Origin of the sequence: Spirosoma taeanense (assembly GCF_013127955.1) — a bacterium.
GTDB lineage: Bacteria > Bacteroidota > Bacteroidia > Cytophagales > Spirosomataceae > Spirosoma > Spirosoma taeanense.
Map to the genome: position 1 here is coordinate 748,281 of NZ_CP053435.1, position 16,545 is coordinate 764,825.

The following is a 16,545-nucleotide window of genomic DNA, read 5'->3' on the forward strand; positions in this document are numbered from 1 at the left end:
GGGCAGTTCGCGTCGGGGCCTGATCTGGTAACGACCTAACGCAAATCCTGCTATGATCCCTGAATTTTCGGTGGTGATACCCACGTATCAGCAACCGGCTTTACTCCTGAAATGCCTTGATGCGCTGAGTCGTCAGCGTCTGCCCCGCAACCAGTTCGAACTGATTATCGTTGATGATGCCAACTCGCCCGAAACGGCCTCAGCCGTTGCGAACTTCACCCGGCAGGTGGCTCAGTCGGGTGGAGCGCTGGAAATCCGGTATCTGGGTCAGCCCACCTGGCGTGGTCCCGCAGCCGCCCGAAACCGGGGATGGCGCGCAGCCCGCGGCCGGTTCATTGCCTTCACGGATGATGATTGTCTGCCGCACCCTGACTGGCTGAGGGCTGCTCTACCGGGTTTACAGCGGGGTGCCCAGGTGCTGATGGGGCAGCTGCGGCTAACCTTACCTGATCCGTCGACGGATCAGCCTTCACAAACGCTGTGTTTTGACACGGGTGAGCTGATTTCGGCTAACTGTTTCTGCCGGAGGTCGGCGCTGGAGCGCGTCGGCGGCTTTGAGGAAGCGTTTAATTTTGCCTGGCGGGAAGACAGCGACCTGCAGTTTAAATTTATTCAGGCGGGTATTCCCATTAGCCGGTGTCCCGAAGCGATCGTTGTGCATCCCATGCGCGAAATGCCCTGGTACACCCCGCTGGCCAATGAGCGGAAAAACTATTACGATGCTTTGCTGTACAAACGGCATCCTGAATTGTTCCGGCAGCGGATTGCAACCGACCGGGGTCTTATTTTGCAATATTATGCCTCGGTAATGGGTATTGCGGCCGGGGTGATGGGCGGTGTCGCGGGTAACAGCGTTGTGGCTACGGTTGGCTTCGGTATATGGGGGGCCTTATCGGCTAATATGATCTGGCACCGGCTGCTGGATGATAATGAGGATAAACCCCGTTTACCGTATGCCATTCTGACCGCTCTGGCAACACCCTTCCTGTCGGTGTACTGGCGTTTATACGGCGCCGTGAAATACCGGGTTCTGTATTGGTAGTCAACCCCTAAGTTCGACCAGTCACAAGCTTCAGTTTTGTTTGGCTTGTGGCTGGTTTGCTGTTTTTTAAGTCATAACGAGTAGAATAAGGAACCATAAACGATTTGATTGTATTTTTGAAGGATGAGGGCGGCTCTACTCAACCGCTTTTTAGTTCATGGATCACCTGCAACAAGATTTCAGCGTTCGGTTTACCTATACTGTTTTCTTTACCGAACAATTATTCGCTCCCTCCAATCCACTGCTGACCGATTTCTTTAACCGGCAGCTAGTTGATGCTACGCCTAAAAAAGTGCTGTTTGTGCTGGATTCTGGTGTTGTTGCGGCCCATCCAGATTTATTGACGTCTATCCAGACCTATTTTGCCCAGTCAACCGTTCGGGTTGACCTGATTCCTGAATTCCTCCTTATACCGGGGGGCGAGTCCGCTAAAAACGATCCGTCGCTGGTTGAGCAGATTGTGAACGCTGTTGATCAGTTCGGCATTGACCGACATTCCTACGTGGTTGCAGTTGGGGGTGGATCGGTGCTGGATCTGGTTGGCTATGCGGCTGCTATTTCGCACCGGGGTATTCGCCATATCCGGATTCCGACGACGGTTCTGTCGCAGAACGATTCGGGTGTAGGTGTCAAAAATGGGGTGAACTACCGGGGGAAAAAGAACTTCCTGGGTACGTTTGCGCCCCCGGTTGCCGTCTTTAACGACCTGACGTTTCTGACAACGCTCGATGATCGCGACTGGCGGTCGGGTATTTCGGAAGCGATTAAGGTGGCCTTGATCAAAGACAAGTCTTTCTTCGAATGGATCGAAGCAAATGCCGAAGCGCTGGCGGCCCGGGATATGTCGGCCATGAGCTACCTCGTGCATCGCTGCGCCGAAATGCACTTGCAGCACATTGCCGGCGGTGATCCCTTTGAAATGGGTTCGTCTCGGCCCCTGGATTTTGGTCACTGGAGCGCCCATAAACTGGAGCAGCTTACTGATTTCGACCTGCGTCACGGCGAGGCTGTCGCTATCGGAATCGCGCTCGATACACTGTATTCACAGCAAATTGGCTGGCTATCGGCTGCCGACGCCGACCGGGTTCTGGTAACGCTGCGCGCCCTTGGCTTTGCACTTTATCACCCAATGCTCGACGCCGATCATAGCGCCGGTGTGCTGAAAGGATTAGCTGAATTTCGCGAACACCTGGGTGGTCAGTTGACGATCATGCTGCTGCAGAGTCTGGGGCGGGGCGAAGAGGTGCACGAAATAGAGGCCAATAAAGTTCAGCAGGCCATTGCTACGCTGCGCGAAAACGAATTATTAACGACGGACTAACCGTTTAGCTAACTGACAAAAGCACAGAGTGCCTGCCCTAAAAGGTAGATCTTTGTGCTTTTGCGTTTACTCTAGTTTCATGAAGACACCCCTTGGACACCTCGGCTACTGCACCAATATCCACGCGGGCGAAACGTGGGTCGATCATTTTGCGGCTTTACAACAGGCCATTCCGGAACTGAAACAGCGGCTTTCACCCGATCAGCCGTTCGGCATTGGCCTTCGCCTGTCCAACGTAGCGAGCGAAGAGCTGGAACAGCCCGAAAACCTCGTTGCCTTTCAGCGGTGGCTTGCTGAGAATAACTGCTATGTGTTCACCATGAATGGCTTTCCGTTCGGGGGGTTCCATAACACGGTGGTCAAAGACCAGGTACACACCCCCGATTGGACGACCGAAGCGCGGGTTGAATACACCAAGCGATTGTTTCGTATTCTGTCGGTGCTGTTGCCGGTCGATGAGCTGGGGAACGCCATTCAGGGGGGCGTGTCGACCTCGCCCTTATCGTATCGGCACTGGTTTGAATGGGAGCAGCCGGCCGCCCGCGATTATATCTTCTCGCAGACCACCCAAAACATTCTTGAGGTGGTGGCCGAACTAATCAAGTTACGTCGGCAAACCGACCGACTGATGCACCTCGATCTGGAACCTGAACCTGACGGCGTCATCGAAACCTCCGACGAGTTTATTGCCTGGTTTACGGATTACCTGCTGCCGATGGGTATCGAGCAACTCAGTGAGCAGTTCGACTTAACCGACGAAGAAGCCGAAGCGGCAATCTGCGAGCATGTCCGGCTATGCTACGACGTCTGCCATTTTGCCGTGGGATATGAACGCCCGGCCGAGGTGCTGGCCAAACTGAAAAACTATGGCCTGCGCGTCGGCAAAATCCAGATCAGCGCAGCGTTGAAAGCGGAGTTTCCAGCCGACGAAGCGGGACGTAATGCCGTTCGGCAGGCGTTCGAACAATTTAACGAACCAACGTATCTGCACCAGGTCGTAACCCGCACAAAGACCGGCGCACTGCTACGTTTCCCGGATTTGCCCGATGCGCTGGCTGCGTTCGATGATACGCATAATGAATGGCGGGCGCATTACCACGTTCCGCTGTTCGTATCCGATTACGGCCGGTTGATGTCCACGCAGGACGACATTCGGGAGGTGCTGCAGTTACAGGCCGAGCGGGCTTTTACTAACCAGCTGGAAGTCGAAACCTATACCTGGGACGTCTTGCCGGAGAAACTGAAGTTGAACCTGGTCGATTCGATTGAGCGGGAGATCAAATGGGTTGTACAGAACATACCCGATTGACCAGCTCAGGAGGTAAATAGCAGGGTTCCTGAAGAGCTTCCCTAAGTGAGATACGAACCGGATTTAACGTCCTGATCTTCATCTATCTTGCCTAAATCTCCGGTTACGTGCCTAATTAATGGTTTGTTTAGCTTGATTCCACTCCGGATTGCGCCTATTTTTATGCACCGGTAGTGGTTATTTTAATTGTCGGTTTTGACTGATGCAAAAGACCATAGTACTCGACGTTGTAGGCCTGTCGTATTCGCTGATTGGTGAACACACGCCCTTTCTGAAACAGTGGTTTGCTGGTAAACACCAGGCCACAATTGATCCTATGCTGCCGGCCCTTACTACCTCGGTGCAGTCAACCTACGTAACAGGCAAATGGCCGAGCGAAACCGGAATCGTTGGCAACGGCTGGTATGACCGGACCGACTCGGAAGTGAAATTCTGGAAGCAGTCGAACAAGCTCGTGGCGGGCGAAAAAATCTGGGAACGGGCCAAAAAGATTGATCCTAATTTTACGGTCTCGAAGATGTTCTGGTGGTATAATATGTACTCCACCGCCGACTATTCGGCTACGCCCCGGCCGCAGTATCCCTCCGATGGGATGAAAATTCCGGACTGCTATACCCACCCCGGCGACCTGCGGGATAGGCTTACCCAAGAACTTGGCACGTTTCCCTTGTTTCAGTTCTGGGGCCCCGCCACAACAATTAAAAGCAGTCGCTGGATTGCCGATGCGTCGATGCTGGTCGATAAATGGCATAACCCAACGCTCACGCTGATCTATTTGCCGCATCTGGACTACTGCCTGCAGAAATTCGGTCAGGATTTTGGTAAGGTGGGTAACGATCTGCGCGAGATCGACGACGTTTGCCGTGATCTGATCCAGTATTACGAAAAACAGGGTGCCGAGGTGATTGTGCTGTCGGAATACGGCATTACGAACGTCAGCCGCCCTATTCATATCAACCGGATTCTGCGCGAAGCGGGTCTGATTCGCTACCGTGAAGAGCGGGGCCTGGAAGTGTTTGATGCGGGCGCTTCGCCGGCCTTCGCGACGCCCGATCACCAGATCGCTCACGTGTATATCAACGACCCGATGGTTTATGACAAAGTGCGATCGATGCTGGAGAAGACGCCGGGCGTTGAACGGGTGCTGGATAAAGAACAGCAGAAAGAATACCACATCGACCACGAACGTTCCGGCGATTTTGTGGTCATTGCCGATGCCGAGAGCTGGTTTACGTATTACTACTGGCTCGACGACGCCCGCGCTCCGGATTACGCCCGGCTGGTGGCTATTCACCAAAAGCCCGGCTACGATCCCGTTGAAATGTTCATGGACCAGACCAATCCGCTGATTAAGCTCCGAGCTGGTTATAAACTTGGTCGGAAGCTGCTTGGGTTCCGGTATCTGATGGATGTGATCTCGCTCGACGCAACGCTGGTGAAAGGCTCGCACGGGCGCATTGGAACGGCGCGGGAACACCATCCGGTTTTCGTCAGCAGCCGGAATGTAGGTAATTCGCTGTCGGCAACGGCTGTTTATGACCAGATATGGGAAACAATAGCGGCCGGCGTTATGGCCTGAAAAACAGATAGCGGCTGGTATTGGTTGTCATACCTAGTTAGATTGGTTTCGTATACGAAGCGATAAGGATAGTAAAACACCCGCAAACGACCGCTTATGAAAACCTTCGTCGCCCTTCTTCTGCTTGCCTCAGCCTGCACGTCGAACCGGCCACCCCGGGTAACGGCGCCGGTTGATGGTGCGGAGTATTACCAGCCCAACCAAACTACGTATGCGCTCCAGCAGCGTCTTTATCCGGACCCGCACGGTGGTTTGGGGCATTCGCAGGACTCTGACATCCGCGTAACAGATATCCGCCTGACGGCTAATTACACCGTGCTGTATATGACCTACAGCAAAGACCCCGGCGACCGCAACAACAACTATTACGGTACAAGTGCTATTTCATTCAATCCCAAAGCCGTCCTGGCCTCCTCGGATGGTAAACGAACGTATGCGCTGGTCAAGACCGAGGGTATCCCCCTGACGCCCAATACGCGCGAGATCCGAAACGATGAAAAGGTACCGTTTGTGCTGTATTTTGAGCGGTTAGATAAGGGCGTTGAGTCCTTCGATCTGTTCGAGTGCAAGAGCGATAATCAGAACTCATGTTTTAATGTGGCCGGCATGAGTATCGAGAACCCAGCCGAATCGTCGGCGCAAACGCCCAGATAAGGCTTTTTTCTGATCATACGTACACCGAAACAGCGAGCTGACCGTTAAAAGTTAGTAGTGCCAAGAAGTTTACGCGTGATTATGTCTTTTTTTAAGTCCCTGCATTTCCGTTTACGAGTATCTAGATCGTTCTCTTTTCTCACATTCTGTTTGTTGGTAAGTCTGGTTGCACTGGCGCAGACGAACCTTCGGTATCGGCTGCTCGAAGGTTTTGCGCTGAATGAAGACGCACCGGTCAATAAAGGAAAGCCAACTTTATTTGTGTTTGAACAGGCCGAGACCTTTAAGCAGGTTTTTAAACCGGCCCCGGGCCTGTTCCGACGCACGCTGCAGCCAAACTTTGGTAAGGAGATGGTTGTCGGTATTGCTCTGCCGCCGACAAATACGCCCCCCAAGCTTTCCGTTAGCCGTATTTTTGTGCAGGACTCAATCCTTACTGTGCGGTATATCCGACTGAAGGACACGACCCAGGTTCAGAAGCCTGAGTCTGTTAGCTCGCAGCCGATGCTGGTTGTGGCTATTCCTAAACAAACGGTCCTAAAAACCCGACTGGTCGAAAACGGACGAGTTGTCCAGACTATCCGTAAGCGGGAGGACGAGGAGTAAGCCGTTATTTGGGTTTCGCTGCGGATGGCGGTTGGGTTAATAGTCTAACCCGACGTTCCAGTTGTGCCTGTCTCTGGGCAAATGCATTGAGTTTAGTAATCTGTTGCTGTAAATGGGCGTTCTCAGCTCCCAGCTTGCGGCTGTTTTTTTCCAGCTGAACGACATACAACGTGAGTTCTTCGATTTTTTCCAGCAGTTTCGCATTAATCCAGGCCAGATCAATGCCCTGACTGACGACCTGCTCGGCTGACGGAATGCCCGGCAGATGCCGGTTGGTGCGCACATACTGCTCGACTTCCGGTAGCGGACGGAGGTGGTAGGCGTCTTCAAACACGCGGTCGCTCCAGTCGGCTGTGTTTCTCACGGCTACCTTCACTTTCTGGGTCAGGATTCCTTTGGACACGAACAGGTTATAGTCGGCGGGCATTCGGGAAATTCCCTCGCCAATAATAACGCTACCCGCGTTCACGTTGCGCAGGTTATTGCCCTGCTGCTCCCAAAGCAGAGACGTTGCGCGGGCGGAGTTGTTGATGCTGCCCAGCACTACGTCACCATTGGCGTTGACGGTTAGAAATTTAGTCTGGTTCAGGAGAGTCGCCGGTGTGGTTGATCGCAGATTCGTTATACGTAATCCCCCAGCATTGTTGGCACCAACGATTTCCAGGCGGTTTTGTGGCGTTGAAGTGCCAATACCAACATTAGCACTATTGCCCAGCACAATACTGTTACTCTGATTTACCCGGGCATTGTTGCCGATAGCAGTAGCATTGGTCAGGTTGTTCGCGCCGGCATCGGCCCGGAAGCCCAGAAAGGTATTGTTGAAGCCACCAACGTTAGCCCGGCCGGATTCAAAGCCAATGGCCAGGTTATTGTCGCCGTTAACGCCTGCCCCAGACGCGGCATTGGCCCCGATGTAAATATTAAAGCCGCCGGTCGTATTGCCGCTGCCGGCGTTATCCCCCAGGAAATAGTTACCCGAACCCGTCGTATTAGCCACGCCCGCGTTGGTACCCATGATATAGTTGGCAGAACCGGTCGTATTACTTAATCCGGCCTGTACACCCAGGAAGGTGTTGAAGTTGCCGGTTGTGTTGTTGTAGCCAGCTTTATAGCCAAACATCAGATTGGCTGAAGAGGTCGTGTGGTAGCCAGCCTGATAACCCACCAGGGTATTCTGCTGACTTTCTGTGTTCAGACTAGCTCCGGCATCAGTACCCAGGAGGGTGTTAGTCGTATTGGCTACCGATTCTGTTTTGATCATGGTGAACTCGTCTTTCACCGCTCCGTTCAAACCAATAAATTTTCCAATGAGTTGATTCCCCTCTACTTCCAGATACAGCGAGCCGCCTTCATCCAGCGAAACATCCATCGCCGGGTGCTGGGGGATAGACCCTTTTCCGGCTGCTCCGCCCGTGCCATTTACGATATACATGACGCCCTCGTTGGTCGGCGCCATTCGGTTCTTGTAATAAAAATTGGGCGTTGGCTCATTGTTGGCGGGCGGGGCATTGTGCACATTGGGGTCGAACGTACTGGATGGACCCGTATGGCCTTTTATCAGCTTGGTGCGTTCATACACATGGCTGTGTCCGCCGATTAAGAGATCAACCCGGTACTGATCCAGTATAGGTACCAGTTGCTGGCGAATGTTTGTCAGTTCGGCTTCGCTGTCGGAGTCGTGCGTGCCATTGGTGTACGGCGGATGGTGCAGGAAAACCAGGGTCCACGTAATGGCGGGATTTGCTTTGGCGGCTTCCAGGTCGGCTCTGAGCCAGGTCATCTGCGGCCCAGCCGGAGCGAAGATGGCTGTACCCTGGCCACTCTCGTAGCCATAGCTGTCGAGACTGACAATGTGGATATTGCCGTGGTTAAAGGAGTAATACTCTTCTTTGTCGTTACCAGCCCCACCCCGAAAATTGCTGACTATATTGAAATAATCGATGGCATGGTCTATTCGTCGGGCTTCGGTGCTGTAATAATCGTGGTTGCCGGGGGTAGCGTAAAAAGGAGTCTGTCGCATAAACCGGTCCGGACCGTATACATTGAAGACATTGAGCTGATAGACCGAGTCCCGCCCATCTCTTGTCCCGCCTGCACTATAGGCATTATCGCCCAGCCAGATCCACATATCGATATACTCGCTGCCGGCGAAGGTTTTGAAGCCATTTTTTACGTCAATCTGGCGGGCTCCCCCAGTTCCAAAATCGCCGATTAGCCATATGCGCGTTTTTTCAGGAATGCCTAATGGGGGTGACGTATAAAAGTAATTGTCGGGTGTGCCCTGCAGCACAGAGCCGTCGGTAGCGCCTATTGTGTAGAAATAACGGGTTGACGGAGTTAGGCCCGTCAGGCGTTTCTCGTGTTCGGTCGTCGCCGATGTCTCGTCGGCAGTAAAGGTCTGACTGCCTGGTTCAGTGGTCCAGTAACGCACCCTACCGGTCGAAACCGTTGAGGTGCGCCAGCGCAGGGTCATTTCATGAGGTGTCCCCATTTGCAGATACGGCCCCCGGACCAGCGGTGTAGCAACCGGCGTAAACGTAACTTCCATGTTAAAGCGAATGTCGGAACTGGAGGCACTCGTCTGATGAATCTCGGCGGCAATGACGTTATTTCCCGTATGGAACAGGCTGCTTGGGTTCATAGTCACGGTTTTCCAGGCCCGCTCCTCGTCATCGCTTGGAATGGCAGTAGCTGTGGTTGAGTAGGTGATGGTAGCGGGTGCTTCCGGGAGATTTTCGCGATGAACTTCTGTGCCGTTCACATAGATGACAATGCCATCATCGCGCTGGTAGCGAATTGAAAAGGTTCCGGTAACATCGCTCAGGTTGACCGTGTGTCTGAAGTAAGTTGTAATGCGCTTGGTGTTACAGTCGGGCGCACAATCGGTACAGGTACAGCCGGAACAGCCGTTGCAGATAGTCGTGCTAGCCGCATCCGAATTATTGGGTGAGTAGCCCAGGGGTGATGGCCCCACCGACCAGGACGCGTCATTAAAGGTTTCGGTTCGCCAGACAGTACCCTGGTCGCCGTTTTGATTTAGAAATTTCCAGGTAGCCCCAACGGCAACGACAGTTTGACTGGTAGGCTGTGCAGACAGGCCCGCGAGAAGCCCAAATGACAGCAATGCTAGAACGATAAGAGACTTCATGGCTCATAATGTTTATATAATTTATTTAAATTGTCTAACTAATTTAAGTGCTTTGAGCCAGCTATATTTTCTGGATGGGTTGTTTAAAAAAGTTATTGGCCTGATTTTATTATACGGTGGTGTATATACGTAATTAGTTTACCTAAGAGTAGAGAAGGGTAGTCTTAACAGAGATATATAGAGAGCCAGGTTCTTACCAGTCTGGTTTTATCATCAACTGGTTGGTGAACGTTCGCACCTTGGAGCAATGTTCAATCTCTGAAGATAATCCGGAATGCAGGCAGATTCATGGGCTGACCACTGCGCCAAAATTCCGTATCTTTGCACTTATTTTTCAACCACTTTGGCGCGGAACGGGTGTATCGCTTCAGCGGACCGACCACTCCAGCAGTACCGACCGATTATGTCAGGCGTGACTTATCAGCAATATGAATCCCTCGATTACGCAAAGATTGCGGCCGAGGTCTTGACTTACTGGAACCAGAATCAGGTATTCGAGCAGTCCGTTGCTATTCGCGAGGGAAAGCCGTCGTTTACGTTTTATGAAGGACCTCCTTCGGCTAACGGCACGCCCGGTATTCACCACGTCATGGCCCGGACGATCAAGGATATTTTCTGCCGTTACAAAACCTTACGGGGCTTTCAGGTTGAACGTAAAGGCGGCTGGGATACGCACGGCCTGCCGATCGAACTACAGGTCGAGAAAGAGCTTGGCATCACAAAAGACGACATCGGCAAGTCGATCAGCGTTGAGGAATATAATCGCCGGTGCCGCGAAACGGTTATGCGTTTCACCGACCAGTGGAACAGCCTGACTGAGCAGATGGGCTATTGGGTTGATCTTGATAATCCCTACGTTACCTACAAAAACGAATATATTGAGTCGGTCTGGCATCTACTGAAGCAGCTGTATAGCAAAGGATTGCTTTATAAAGGCTACACCATTCAGCCGTTCTCGCCGAAAGCCGGAACGGGCCTGAGCTCACACGAGCTGAACATGCCCGGTACGTATAAGGACGTTCGCGATACAACCGTTGTGGCCCAGTTCCGGGTGAAGCTGACGGGTAAGTCGGGCTATCTATTCGATGCCGCCGATTCCGACGACGTGTTTATCCTCGCCTGGACGACAACGCCCTGGACGCTGCCGGCTAACTCAGCGTTGACCGTCGGAAAGGATATTGACTACGTTTTAATCAAGACATTCAACCCCTATACGTTCCTGCCTATCAATGTGGTGCTGGCGAAGGCGCTGGTAGGTCGGTGGTTCAGCGAAAAAGGCCGTCAGGATGACGTAAACAGCCCGGCTTTTGACGCCTACCTGCCTACTGATAAGGTTGTTCCCTGGGCGGTTATCGACATCCCCGGCTTTAGGGGCGAACATCTGGTCGACATTGAATATGAGCAGTTGCTGCCGTACGTACAGCCCGTTCAGCCCGCCTTCAAAGTCATCCTGGGCGACTTCGTAACGACCGAAGACGGTACGGGGGTTGTGCACACCTCGCCAACCTTTGGGGCCGACGACTTCCGGGTGGCGCAGGCGGCTGGTATTCCGGCGATCATGGTGAAAGACGAAACGGGCAAAAACGTCCCAATCGTTGATCGGCAGGGCCGGTTCGTGGCCGAAATTACGGACTTCGCCGGGCGTTACGTTAAGGAAGAATATTATTCCGACGAGGAGCGTGCCGATCCGGAGTTCAAACCAACCGACGTGCTGATCGCCATTAAGCTGAAAGAAGAGAACAAGGCGTTCCGGGTCGAAAAATACGAACACCCGTACCCGCACTGCTGGCGCACCGACAAGCCGCTGCTGTATTACCCGCTCGATAGCTGGTTTATCCGGACGACGGCCGTTAAGGAGCGTCTGGTTGAACTGAACAAGACCATCAACTGGCAGCCCGAGAGCACCGGCACCGGGCGCTTTGGCAACTGGCTCGAAAACCTGGTAGACTGGAACCTGAGCCGGAGTCGTTACTGGGGAACGCCCCTGCCTATCTGGCGGAGCGAAACGGGCGAGGAAATATGCGTAGGCTCGGTGGCCGAACTGATTGAATATTGCTCACGGGCGAATGCGCAAATGGGCGAATGGGTGGCTCAGGGTAAAGCTGAGTTCCAGTCGTATATCGACAAAAACGCGGCCTTCCTTTCGGCGCATAAAGACGGTACGTATGACCTGCACCGGCCATATTCCGACGAAATCTATTTCGTTTCGGAATCGGGTAACCTGATGCAGCGCGAGCCTGATCTGATCGACGTCTGGTTCGACAGCGGAGCTATGCCGTATGCGCAGTGGCATTACCCGTTTGAAAATCAGGAGACGTTCCAGCAGGCGTTCCCGGCCGATTTTATCTCCGAGGGCGTTGATCAGACGCGCGGTTGGTTCTTTACGCTCCACGCCATTGCGGTTATGCTGTTCGACTCAGTGGCGTTCAGGAACGTCGTTTCGACGGGGCTGGTGCTGGATAAGAACGGCAATAAAATGTCGAAACGGCTGGGTAACGCCGTCGATCCGTTTGCAACGCTGAGCCAGTACGGTCCCGATGCGACACGCTGGTACATGATTACCAACGCTGAGCCCTGGGATAACCTCAAATTCAATGTCGACGGTATTGGTGAGGTGCAACGGCGGTTCTTCGGAACCCTGTTCAATACGTATAACTTCTTTGCTCTGTACGCCAACCTGGACGGCTACCAGATCAATCAGTTTGACCGGGTGCCCCGTGAGCAACTGCCAGAGCTTGACCGCTGGATTCTGTCGAAGCTCAATACACTGATCCGCGACGTAACGGAGCAGTACGAAGGGTATAACCCAACGAAGGCCGGCCGACTGATTCAGGACTTCGTGACCGACCAGCTTTCGAACTGGTACGTTCGGCTTTCGCGCCGGCGGTTCTGGGCGGGCGCGTCGAATGCGGGCGATCTGTCGCTCGACAAGCGGGCGGCTTACGAAACGCTGCAGCACTGCCTGGTCGCGGTCTCGCAGCTGATGTCGCCCATTGCGCCGTTCTTCAGCGACTGGCTGTATCGCAGTATGACGGAGGGCGTCCGGGAAGAGTCTCGGGAAAACGACACGCCGTTCAGGCACGATTCGGTGCACCTGACTGACTGGCATCCCGTTGAAGAAGCCTGGATTGATGAGGAACTGGAGCGGTCGATGGAACTGGCTCAGCAGGTGTCGTCGCTGGTTCACTCGCTACGTAAGGGTCATAAACTCAAAGTTCGCCAGCCGTTGAGCCGCGTGCTGATTCCGGTGCTCAGCGCCGATACGCGTCGGCAGCTCGAACACGTTGCTCCGCTGATTATGTCGGAGGTGAATGTAAAAGCCGTCGAGTTTGTAGACGACGCATCGGGCATCCTGAAAAAGAAGGTGAAGCCCAATTTCAAGTCGCTGGGTCCGAAGTTTGGTAAGCAGATGAAAGACGTGGCGGCTGCGATTACGGCCATGACGGATGAGCAACTGAAGTCGCTGGAGCAGGTGGGCACGCTGCAGCTTGGCGAGTACAGCCTGAGCCTGACGGACCTCGAAATTCTGACCGAGGACATTCCCGGCTGGCTCGTTGCCAGTGAGGGTGGCCTGACCGTTGCGCTAGACGTAAACGTAACCGACGAACTGCGCCGGGAGGGTATCGCCCGCGATTTTGTGAACCGGATTCAGAACCTGCGTAAAGACCGGAACTTCGACGTAACGGATAAGATTCAGATCGAACTCGAACGGAACGACGCTACTCTGGCGGAGGCTATTGAGGCCAATAAGCCGTATATTCAGCAGGAGGTTCAGGCCGTTTCGCTGGATCTGGTGACGGATCCGAATGGCTCGGCGACCGAAATCGAGATGGACGAGTTCAGGCTGCGGGTGAAAGTCGAAGTCGTGTAGAAACCAACTGGTTTAACTAGCAAGGAGCCGTTAACGATAGCGTTGACGGCCCCTTGCTAGTTACGGTCCACATATATCAGTTGATGAACATGTGACTGGCATAATTTTAGCTATCAGGCTCTACTGTCCAATCATTGTGAGTTGGAATGGAGAATACGTCAAATGCTTTAATGGAAGCCTTACAGACAAGTTTACGCTCATTTGTCAATACCTATTTATCCGTGATGTGGCGTCTGCGGGAGTGTCGGCTCAACGATGAGCAGCTAAGTTCGGCAATCGGTGTGAGAAGCAGCGCGGTCCGCAGCCGACGCGCCAAACCGGACCTCTGGAAACTCTCGGATATCGAACGACTGGCCACCTATTTTCGGGTACCAACAACGGCCTGCCTGCAGTTAAACGCAACGTTACACGATTTACCGACCCGGCTCTCGGAGCTGACTACTGCCGAACGTCGGCAACTGGAACGAATACTGCCCGTTAAAAAAACTCAGCTTCATGCGTACAACGTAACGGGCTGGCCAGTCCGGCATCTATTGCAGATGCACCAGGCACTAGGTACCCTTCCGCACGAATAGCGGTGGACAAAAAGAGTAAGTCAGGGAGTTGACAGGGAATGTTATTACTTGTCAACTCCCTGACTTATTTTTATCGGTTTCCATCACATCTTCATGAAACAGCTCTCTGGTTTGTTTGCCTGTTTAAGTATATTAATTCCTTTTTTCACGGCTGCCCAAACGCCCCGAATTGTACGAGGGCCCTATCTACAGGTTATTACGCCCACATCAGTCATTATCCGGTGGCGTACCGATCAGTTAACGGTAGGCCGGCTCTGGTACGGGGCGTCTACAAAACAGCTGACGAATACCCTAAGCGAAAAACAGCCGGCTCTTGACCACAGCCTGACACTGACTGGCTTACAGGCTGCCACCCGGTATGCTTATGCGGTTGGTTACGATAACACGCAGCTGGGGTCAGGCGCTGACTATTACGTGCAGACGGCTCCCGCTTCAGGCGCTGCCAGTCCGTTTCGGATGTGGGTCCTGGGCGATTTTGGCTATGGAAATAGCGATAATCAACTGAACGTTTACCGGGCTATCCGCAACGCAACCGCCGATCGCCCGGCCGATCTATGGCTCTGGCTGGGCGATAATGCGTACTGCTGCGGAAAGGAAGATCAGTTTCAGACGTCTGTGTTTGATACCTATGCGCCAACATTCCGAAATACGCCTTCATTGGCTACGCCCGGTAATCACGATTACGCCGATAATAACCGGGTATTCGATATCGCCTATTACAATCTGTTTTCATTTCCTCAACAGGGTGAAGCCGGTGGCGTAGCCTCGGGTTCTAAAGCCTACTATTCAGCGGATTATGGCAATGTGCATCTGGTTTCGTTGGATTCGTATGGCCTTGAGGCCGGCCAGTTCCGGTTGTATGATACCACCGGAACGCAGGTGCAATGGCTCAAACGGGATCTGGCTGCTAACAAACTGCCCTGGACGGTCGTCTTTTTTCACCACCCGCCTTATAGCAAAGGGTCGCACGATTCCGATACGGAAGAGCAGATGCGGCTACTCCGCCAGAATCTGACGCCAATTCTTGAACGCTATGGGGTTGACCTGGTTTTGAGCGGTCATAGCCACGTCTATGAGCGGTTTTATCGTATGAAAGGGCACACAGGTTTAGCCAACACCTTCGATCCCGCGAAACATACAGCCGAACTTACGACCGCCCGGTACGACGGTTCGCCGAATTCCTGCCCTATCCTGTCAAAAGGCGCCGGGACGGTTTACGTCGTGAATGGCTCAGGCGGAGCGCTGGGCGGAAAGGCGGCTGATTATCCGCACCCGGCAACAATCTATGGGAATACAACCGTTGGTGGGTCGATGCTGATTGATGTGAACGATAACCGGCTGGACGCACAACTGATTCTGGCCGATGGCTCGGTTCCGGACCGGTTTACCATTCTAAAAAACGTTAATAAAACAACAACGCTTACGGCCGAATATGCAGACACCATTCAACTGAAAGCATCCTGGCCCGGCGAATACCGTTGGCCGGACGGGCAAAGCAGTCGCACTATTCCGTATGCTGCCAGTAAAGCAGGGACATTCCCCCTTACCGTTCAGGATAAGCGCCAATGCCTGACGGATCAGTTTATGGTGACTGTGCTACCCGAACCAAAAGTAACGGCCAGCGTCCCCGGCCCTGTTTGCGCAGGAAGCCTAATTGACGTGCGGGCTACGGTCAATAATACGGCCCGGTCTGCTGAATGGTCATACGATGTGCTACTGTCAGATGCTACTGGAAATTTTGACCACGAACGGCTGATCGGTTCCGGATCTCTACAGACGCTTCGGGCTACCCTTCCAGCCGCATTACCTAAAGGAGACGGGTATCGGTTACGGGTTCGGCCCCGCAATCGACCCTATGTACAAAGTATAGCGAGCAATAGCTTCGTGGTGAAGACTTTGCCAACGGCAACGCTGTCTGGCTCAACGACCGTACTGCAGGGTCAGCCGGTTTCTCTGACGCTGAGCTTCACCAGCGATGGCCCCTGGCAGGGCAGTCTGTCGACCGGAACGATGTTCAATACCAGCGTAAACCCATTCACGATTTCGGTTCTTCCCGCCCAAAGCACTGTATACAGCCTTAGCGGGATCAGGAATGAGTGCGGACAGGGAACGGCTTCCGGAGATGCTACCGTCACGGTTGTATTGCCAACAGAAACAGAAGAGTTTGCCGGTGGGCAGTTGCGCATCTATCCGAATCCGGCTCAGGATATTGTGCATATTGATCTGACCGGCTTCCAATCCGGAAAGGCAGAGCTAACGTTACGCGACGAGCAGGGAAGGCTGATGTTTAAAAAACAAATAACGGCATCCTCATTTACCCACGAAGTCGTACCTATGCCCGTTAGCGCAGGCTATTACCTGCTGACGGTGCAGATAGGCAAGTATTCGCTAACTCGAAAAGTGATCCGGCAATGACAGGGCTCGTAAGTTACCCGTGTCG

The 16,545-nt window shown here is 53.3% G+C and carries 10 protein-coding genes; 9 read left to right on the plus strand and 1 reads right to left on the minus strand.

All coding sequences use genetic code 11. The features are described 5' to 3' along the window. The first annotated feature begins 52 nt into the window (after nucleotides 1–52). The 6 genes from HNV11_RS03250 (at nucleotide 53) to HNV11_RS03275 (ending at nucleotide 6,511) form a co-directional block, all read left to right on the plus strand. Complete coding sequence (locus tag HNV11_RS03250; RefSeq protein WP_171738295.1) at nucleotides 53–1,042, plus strand: glycosyltransferase family 2 protein; 990 nt, start codon at nucleotides 53–55, stop codon at nucleotides 1,040–1,042. 157 nt (nucleotides 1,043–1,199) lie between these two features. Continuing rightward, nucleotides 1,200–2,363 carry a 3-dehydroquinate synthase gene (locus tag HNV11_RS03255; RefSeq protein ID WP_171738296.1) on the plus strand — a complete coding sequence of 388 codons (1,164 nt, stop codon included), beginning with the start codon at nucleotides 1,200–1,202 and terminating at the stop codon, nucleotides 2,361–2,363. A 79-nt stretch (nucleotides 2,364–2,442) separates the two neighbouring features. Then, nucleotides 2,443–3,672: a metabolite traffic protein EboE gene (eboE, locus tag HNV11_RS03260; RefSeq protein ID WP_171738297.1), complete on the plus strand. Its 1,230-nt coding sequence runs from the start codon at nucleotides 2,443–2,445 to the stop codon at nucleotides 3,670–3,672. Between the two features lie 202 nt (nucleotides 3,673–3,874). Next, on the plus strand, nucleotides 3,875–5,251 hold the full coding sequence (locus tag HNV11_RS03265) for an alkaline phosphatase family protein (RefSeq protein WP_171738298.1): 1,377 nt from the start codon (nucleotides 3,875–3,877) through the stop codon (nucleotides 5,249–5,251). Between the two features lie 96 nt (nucleotides 5,252–5,347). Beyond that, nucleotides 5,348–5,905 carry a hypothetical protein gene (locus HNV11_RS03270; RefSeq protein ID WP_171738299.1) on the plus strand — a complete coding sequence of 186 codons (558 nt, stop codon included), beginning with the start codon at nucleotides 5,348–5,350 and terminating at the stop codon, nucleotides 5,903–5,905. A 150-nt stretch (nucleotides 5,906–6,055) separates the two neighbouring features. Then, nucleotides 6,056–6,511 (plus strand): hypothetical protein, encoded by a 456-nt coding sequence (locus tag HNV11_RS03275; protein WP_240163735.1) that lies wholly within the window; start codon nucleotides 6,056–6,058, stop codon nucleotides 6,509–6,511. Nucleotides 6,512–6,515: 4 nt separating this feature from the next. Here the strand turns inward: HNV11_RS03275 and HNV11_RS03280 are convergent, their stop codons facing one another. Continuing rightward, nucleotides 6,516–9,659: a metallophosphoesterase gene (locus HNV11_RS03280; RefSeq protein WP_171738300.1), complete on the minus strand. Its 3,144-nt coding sequence runs from the start codon at nucleotides 9,657–9,659 to the stop codon at nucleotides 6,516–6,518. A 403-nt stretch (nucleotides 9,660–10,062) separates the two neighbouring features. On the opposite strand from HNV11_RS03280, the gene ileS reads away from it, so the two are divergent. The 3 genes from ileS (at nucleotide 10,063) to HNV11_RS03295 (ending at nucleotide 16,520) form a co-directional block, all read left to right on the plus strand. Continuing rightward, on the plus strand, nucleotides 10,063–13,530 hold the full coding sequence (gene ileS, locus HNV11_RS03285) for an isoleucine--tRNA ligase (protein WP_171738301.1): 3,468 nt from the start codon (nucleotides 10,063–10,065) through the stop codon (nucleotides 13,528–13,530). A gap of 146 nt (nucleotides 13,531–13,676) precedes the next feature. Beyond that, entirely contained in the window at nucleotides 13,677–14,105 is a 429-nt protein-coding gene (locus tag HNV11_RS03290; protein ID WP_240163736.1) for a hypothetical protein, read from the plus strand. Between the two features lie 93 nt (nucleotides 14,106–14,198). Then, on the plus strand, nucleotides 14,199–16,520 hold the full coding sequence (locus tag HNV11_RS03295) for a metallophosphoesterase (RefSeq protein WP_171738302.1): 2,322 nt from the start codon (nucleotides 14,199–14,201) through the stop codon (nucleotides 16,518–16,520). Nucleotides 16,521–16,545 lie beyond the last annotated feature (25 nt).

Bases quoted from the DNA above. Each gene is read 5' to 3' on its own strand.
- HNV11_RS03250 (WP_171738295.1), top strand. From the start codon at position 53: ATGATCCCTGAATTTTCGGTGGTGATACCCACGTATCAGCAACCGGCT.
- ileS (WP_171738301.1), top strand. From the start codon at position 10,063: ATGTCAGGCGTGACTTATCAGCAATATGAATCCCTCGATTACGCAAAG.
- HNV11_RS03255 (WP_171738296.1), top strand. From the start codon at position 1,200: ATGGATCACCTGCAACAAGATTTCAGCGTTCGGTTTACCTATACTGTT.
- eboE (WP_171738297.1), top strand. From the start codon at position 2,443: ATGAAGACACCCCTTGGACACCTCGGCTACTGCACCAATATCCACGCG.
- HNV11_RS03290 (WP_240163736.1), top strand. From the start codon at position 13,677: ATGGAGAATACGTCAAATGCTTTAATGGAAGCCTTACAGACAAGTTTA.
- HNV11_RS03295 (WP_171738302.1), top strand. From the start codon at position 14,199: ATGAAACAGCTCTCTGGTTTGTTTGCCTGTTTAAGTATATTAATTCCT.
- HNV11_RS03270 (WP_171738299.1), top strand. From the start codon at position 5,348: ATGAAAACCTTCGTCGCCCTTCTTCTGCTTGCCTCAGCCTGCACGTCG.
- HNV11_RS03265 (WP_171738298.1), top strand. From the start codon at position 3,875: ATGCAAAAGACCATAGTACTCGACGTTGTAGGCCTGTCGTATTCGCTG.
- HNV11_RS03280 (WP_171738300.1), bottom strand. From the start codon at position 9,659: ATGAAGTCTCTTATCGTTCTAGCATTGCTGTCATTTGGGCTTCTCGCG.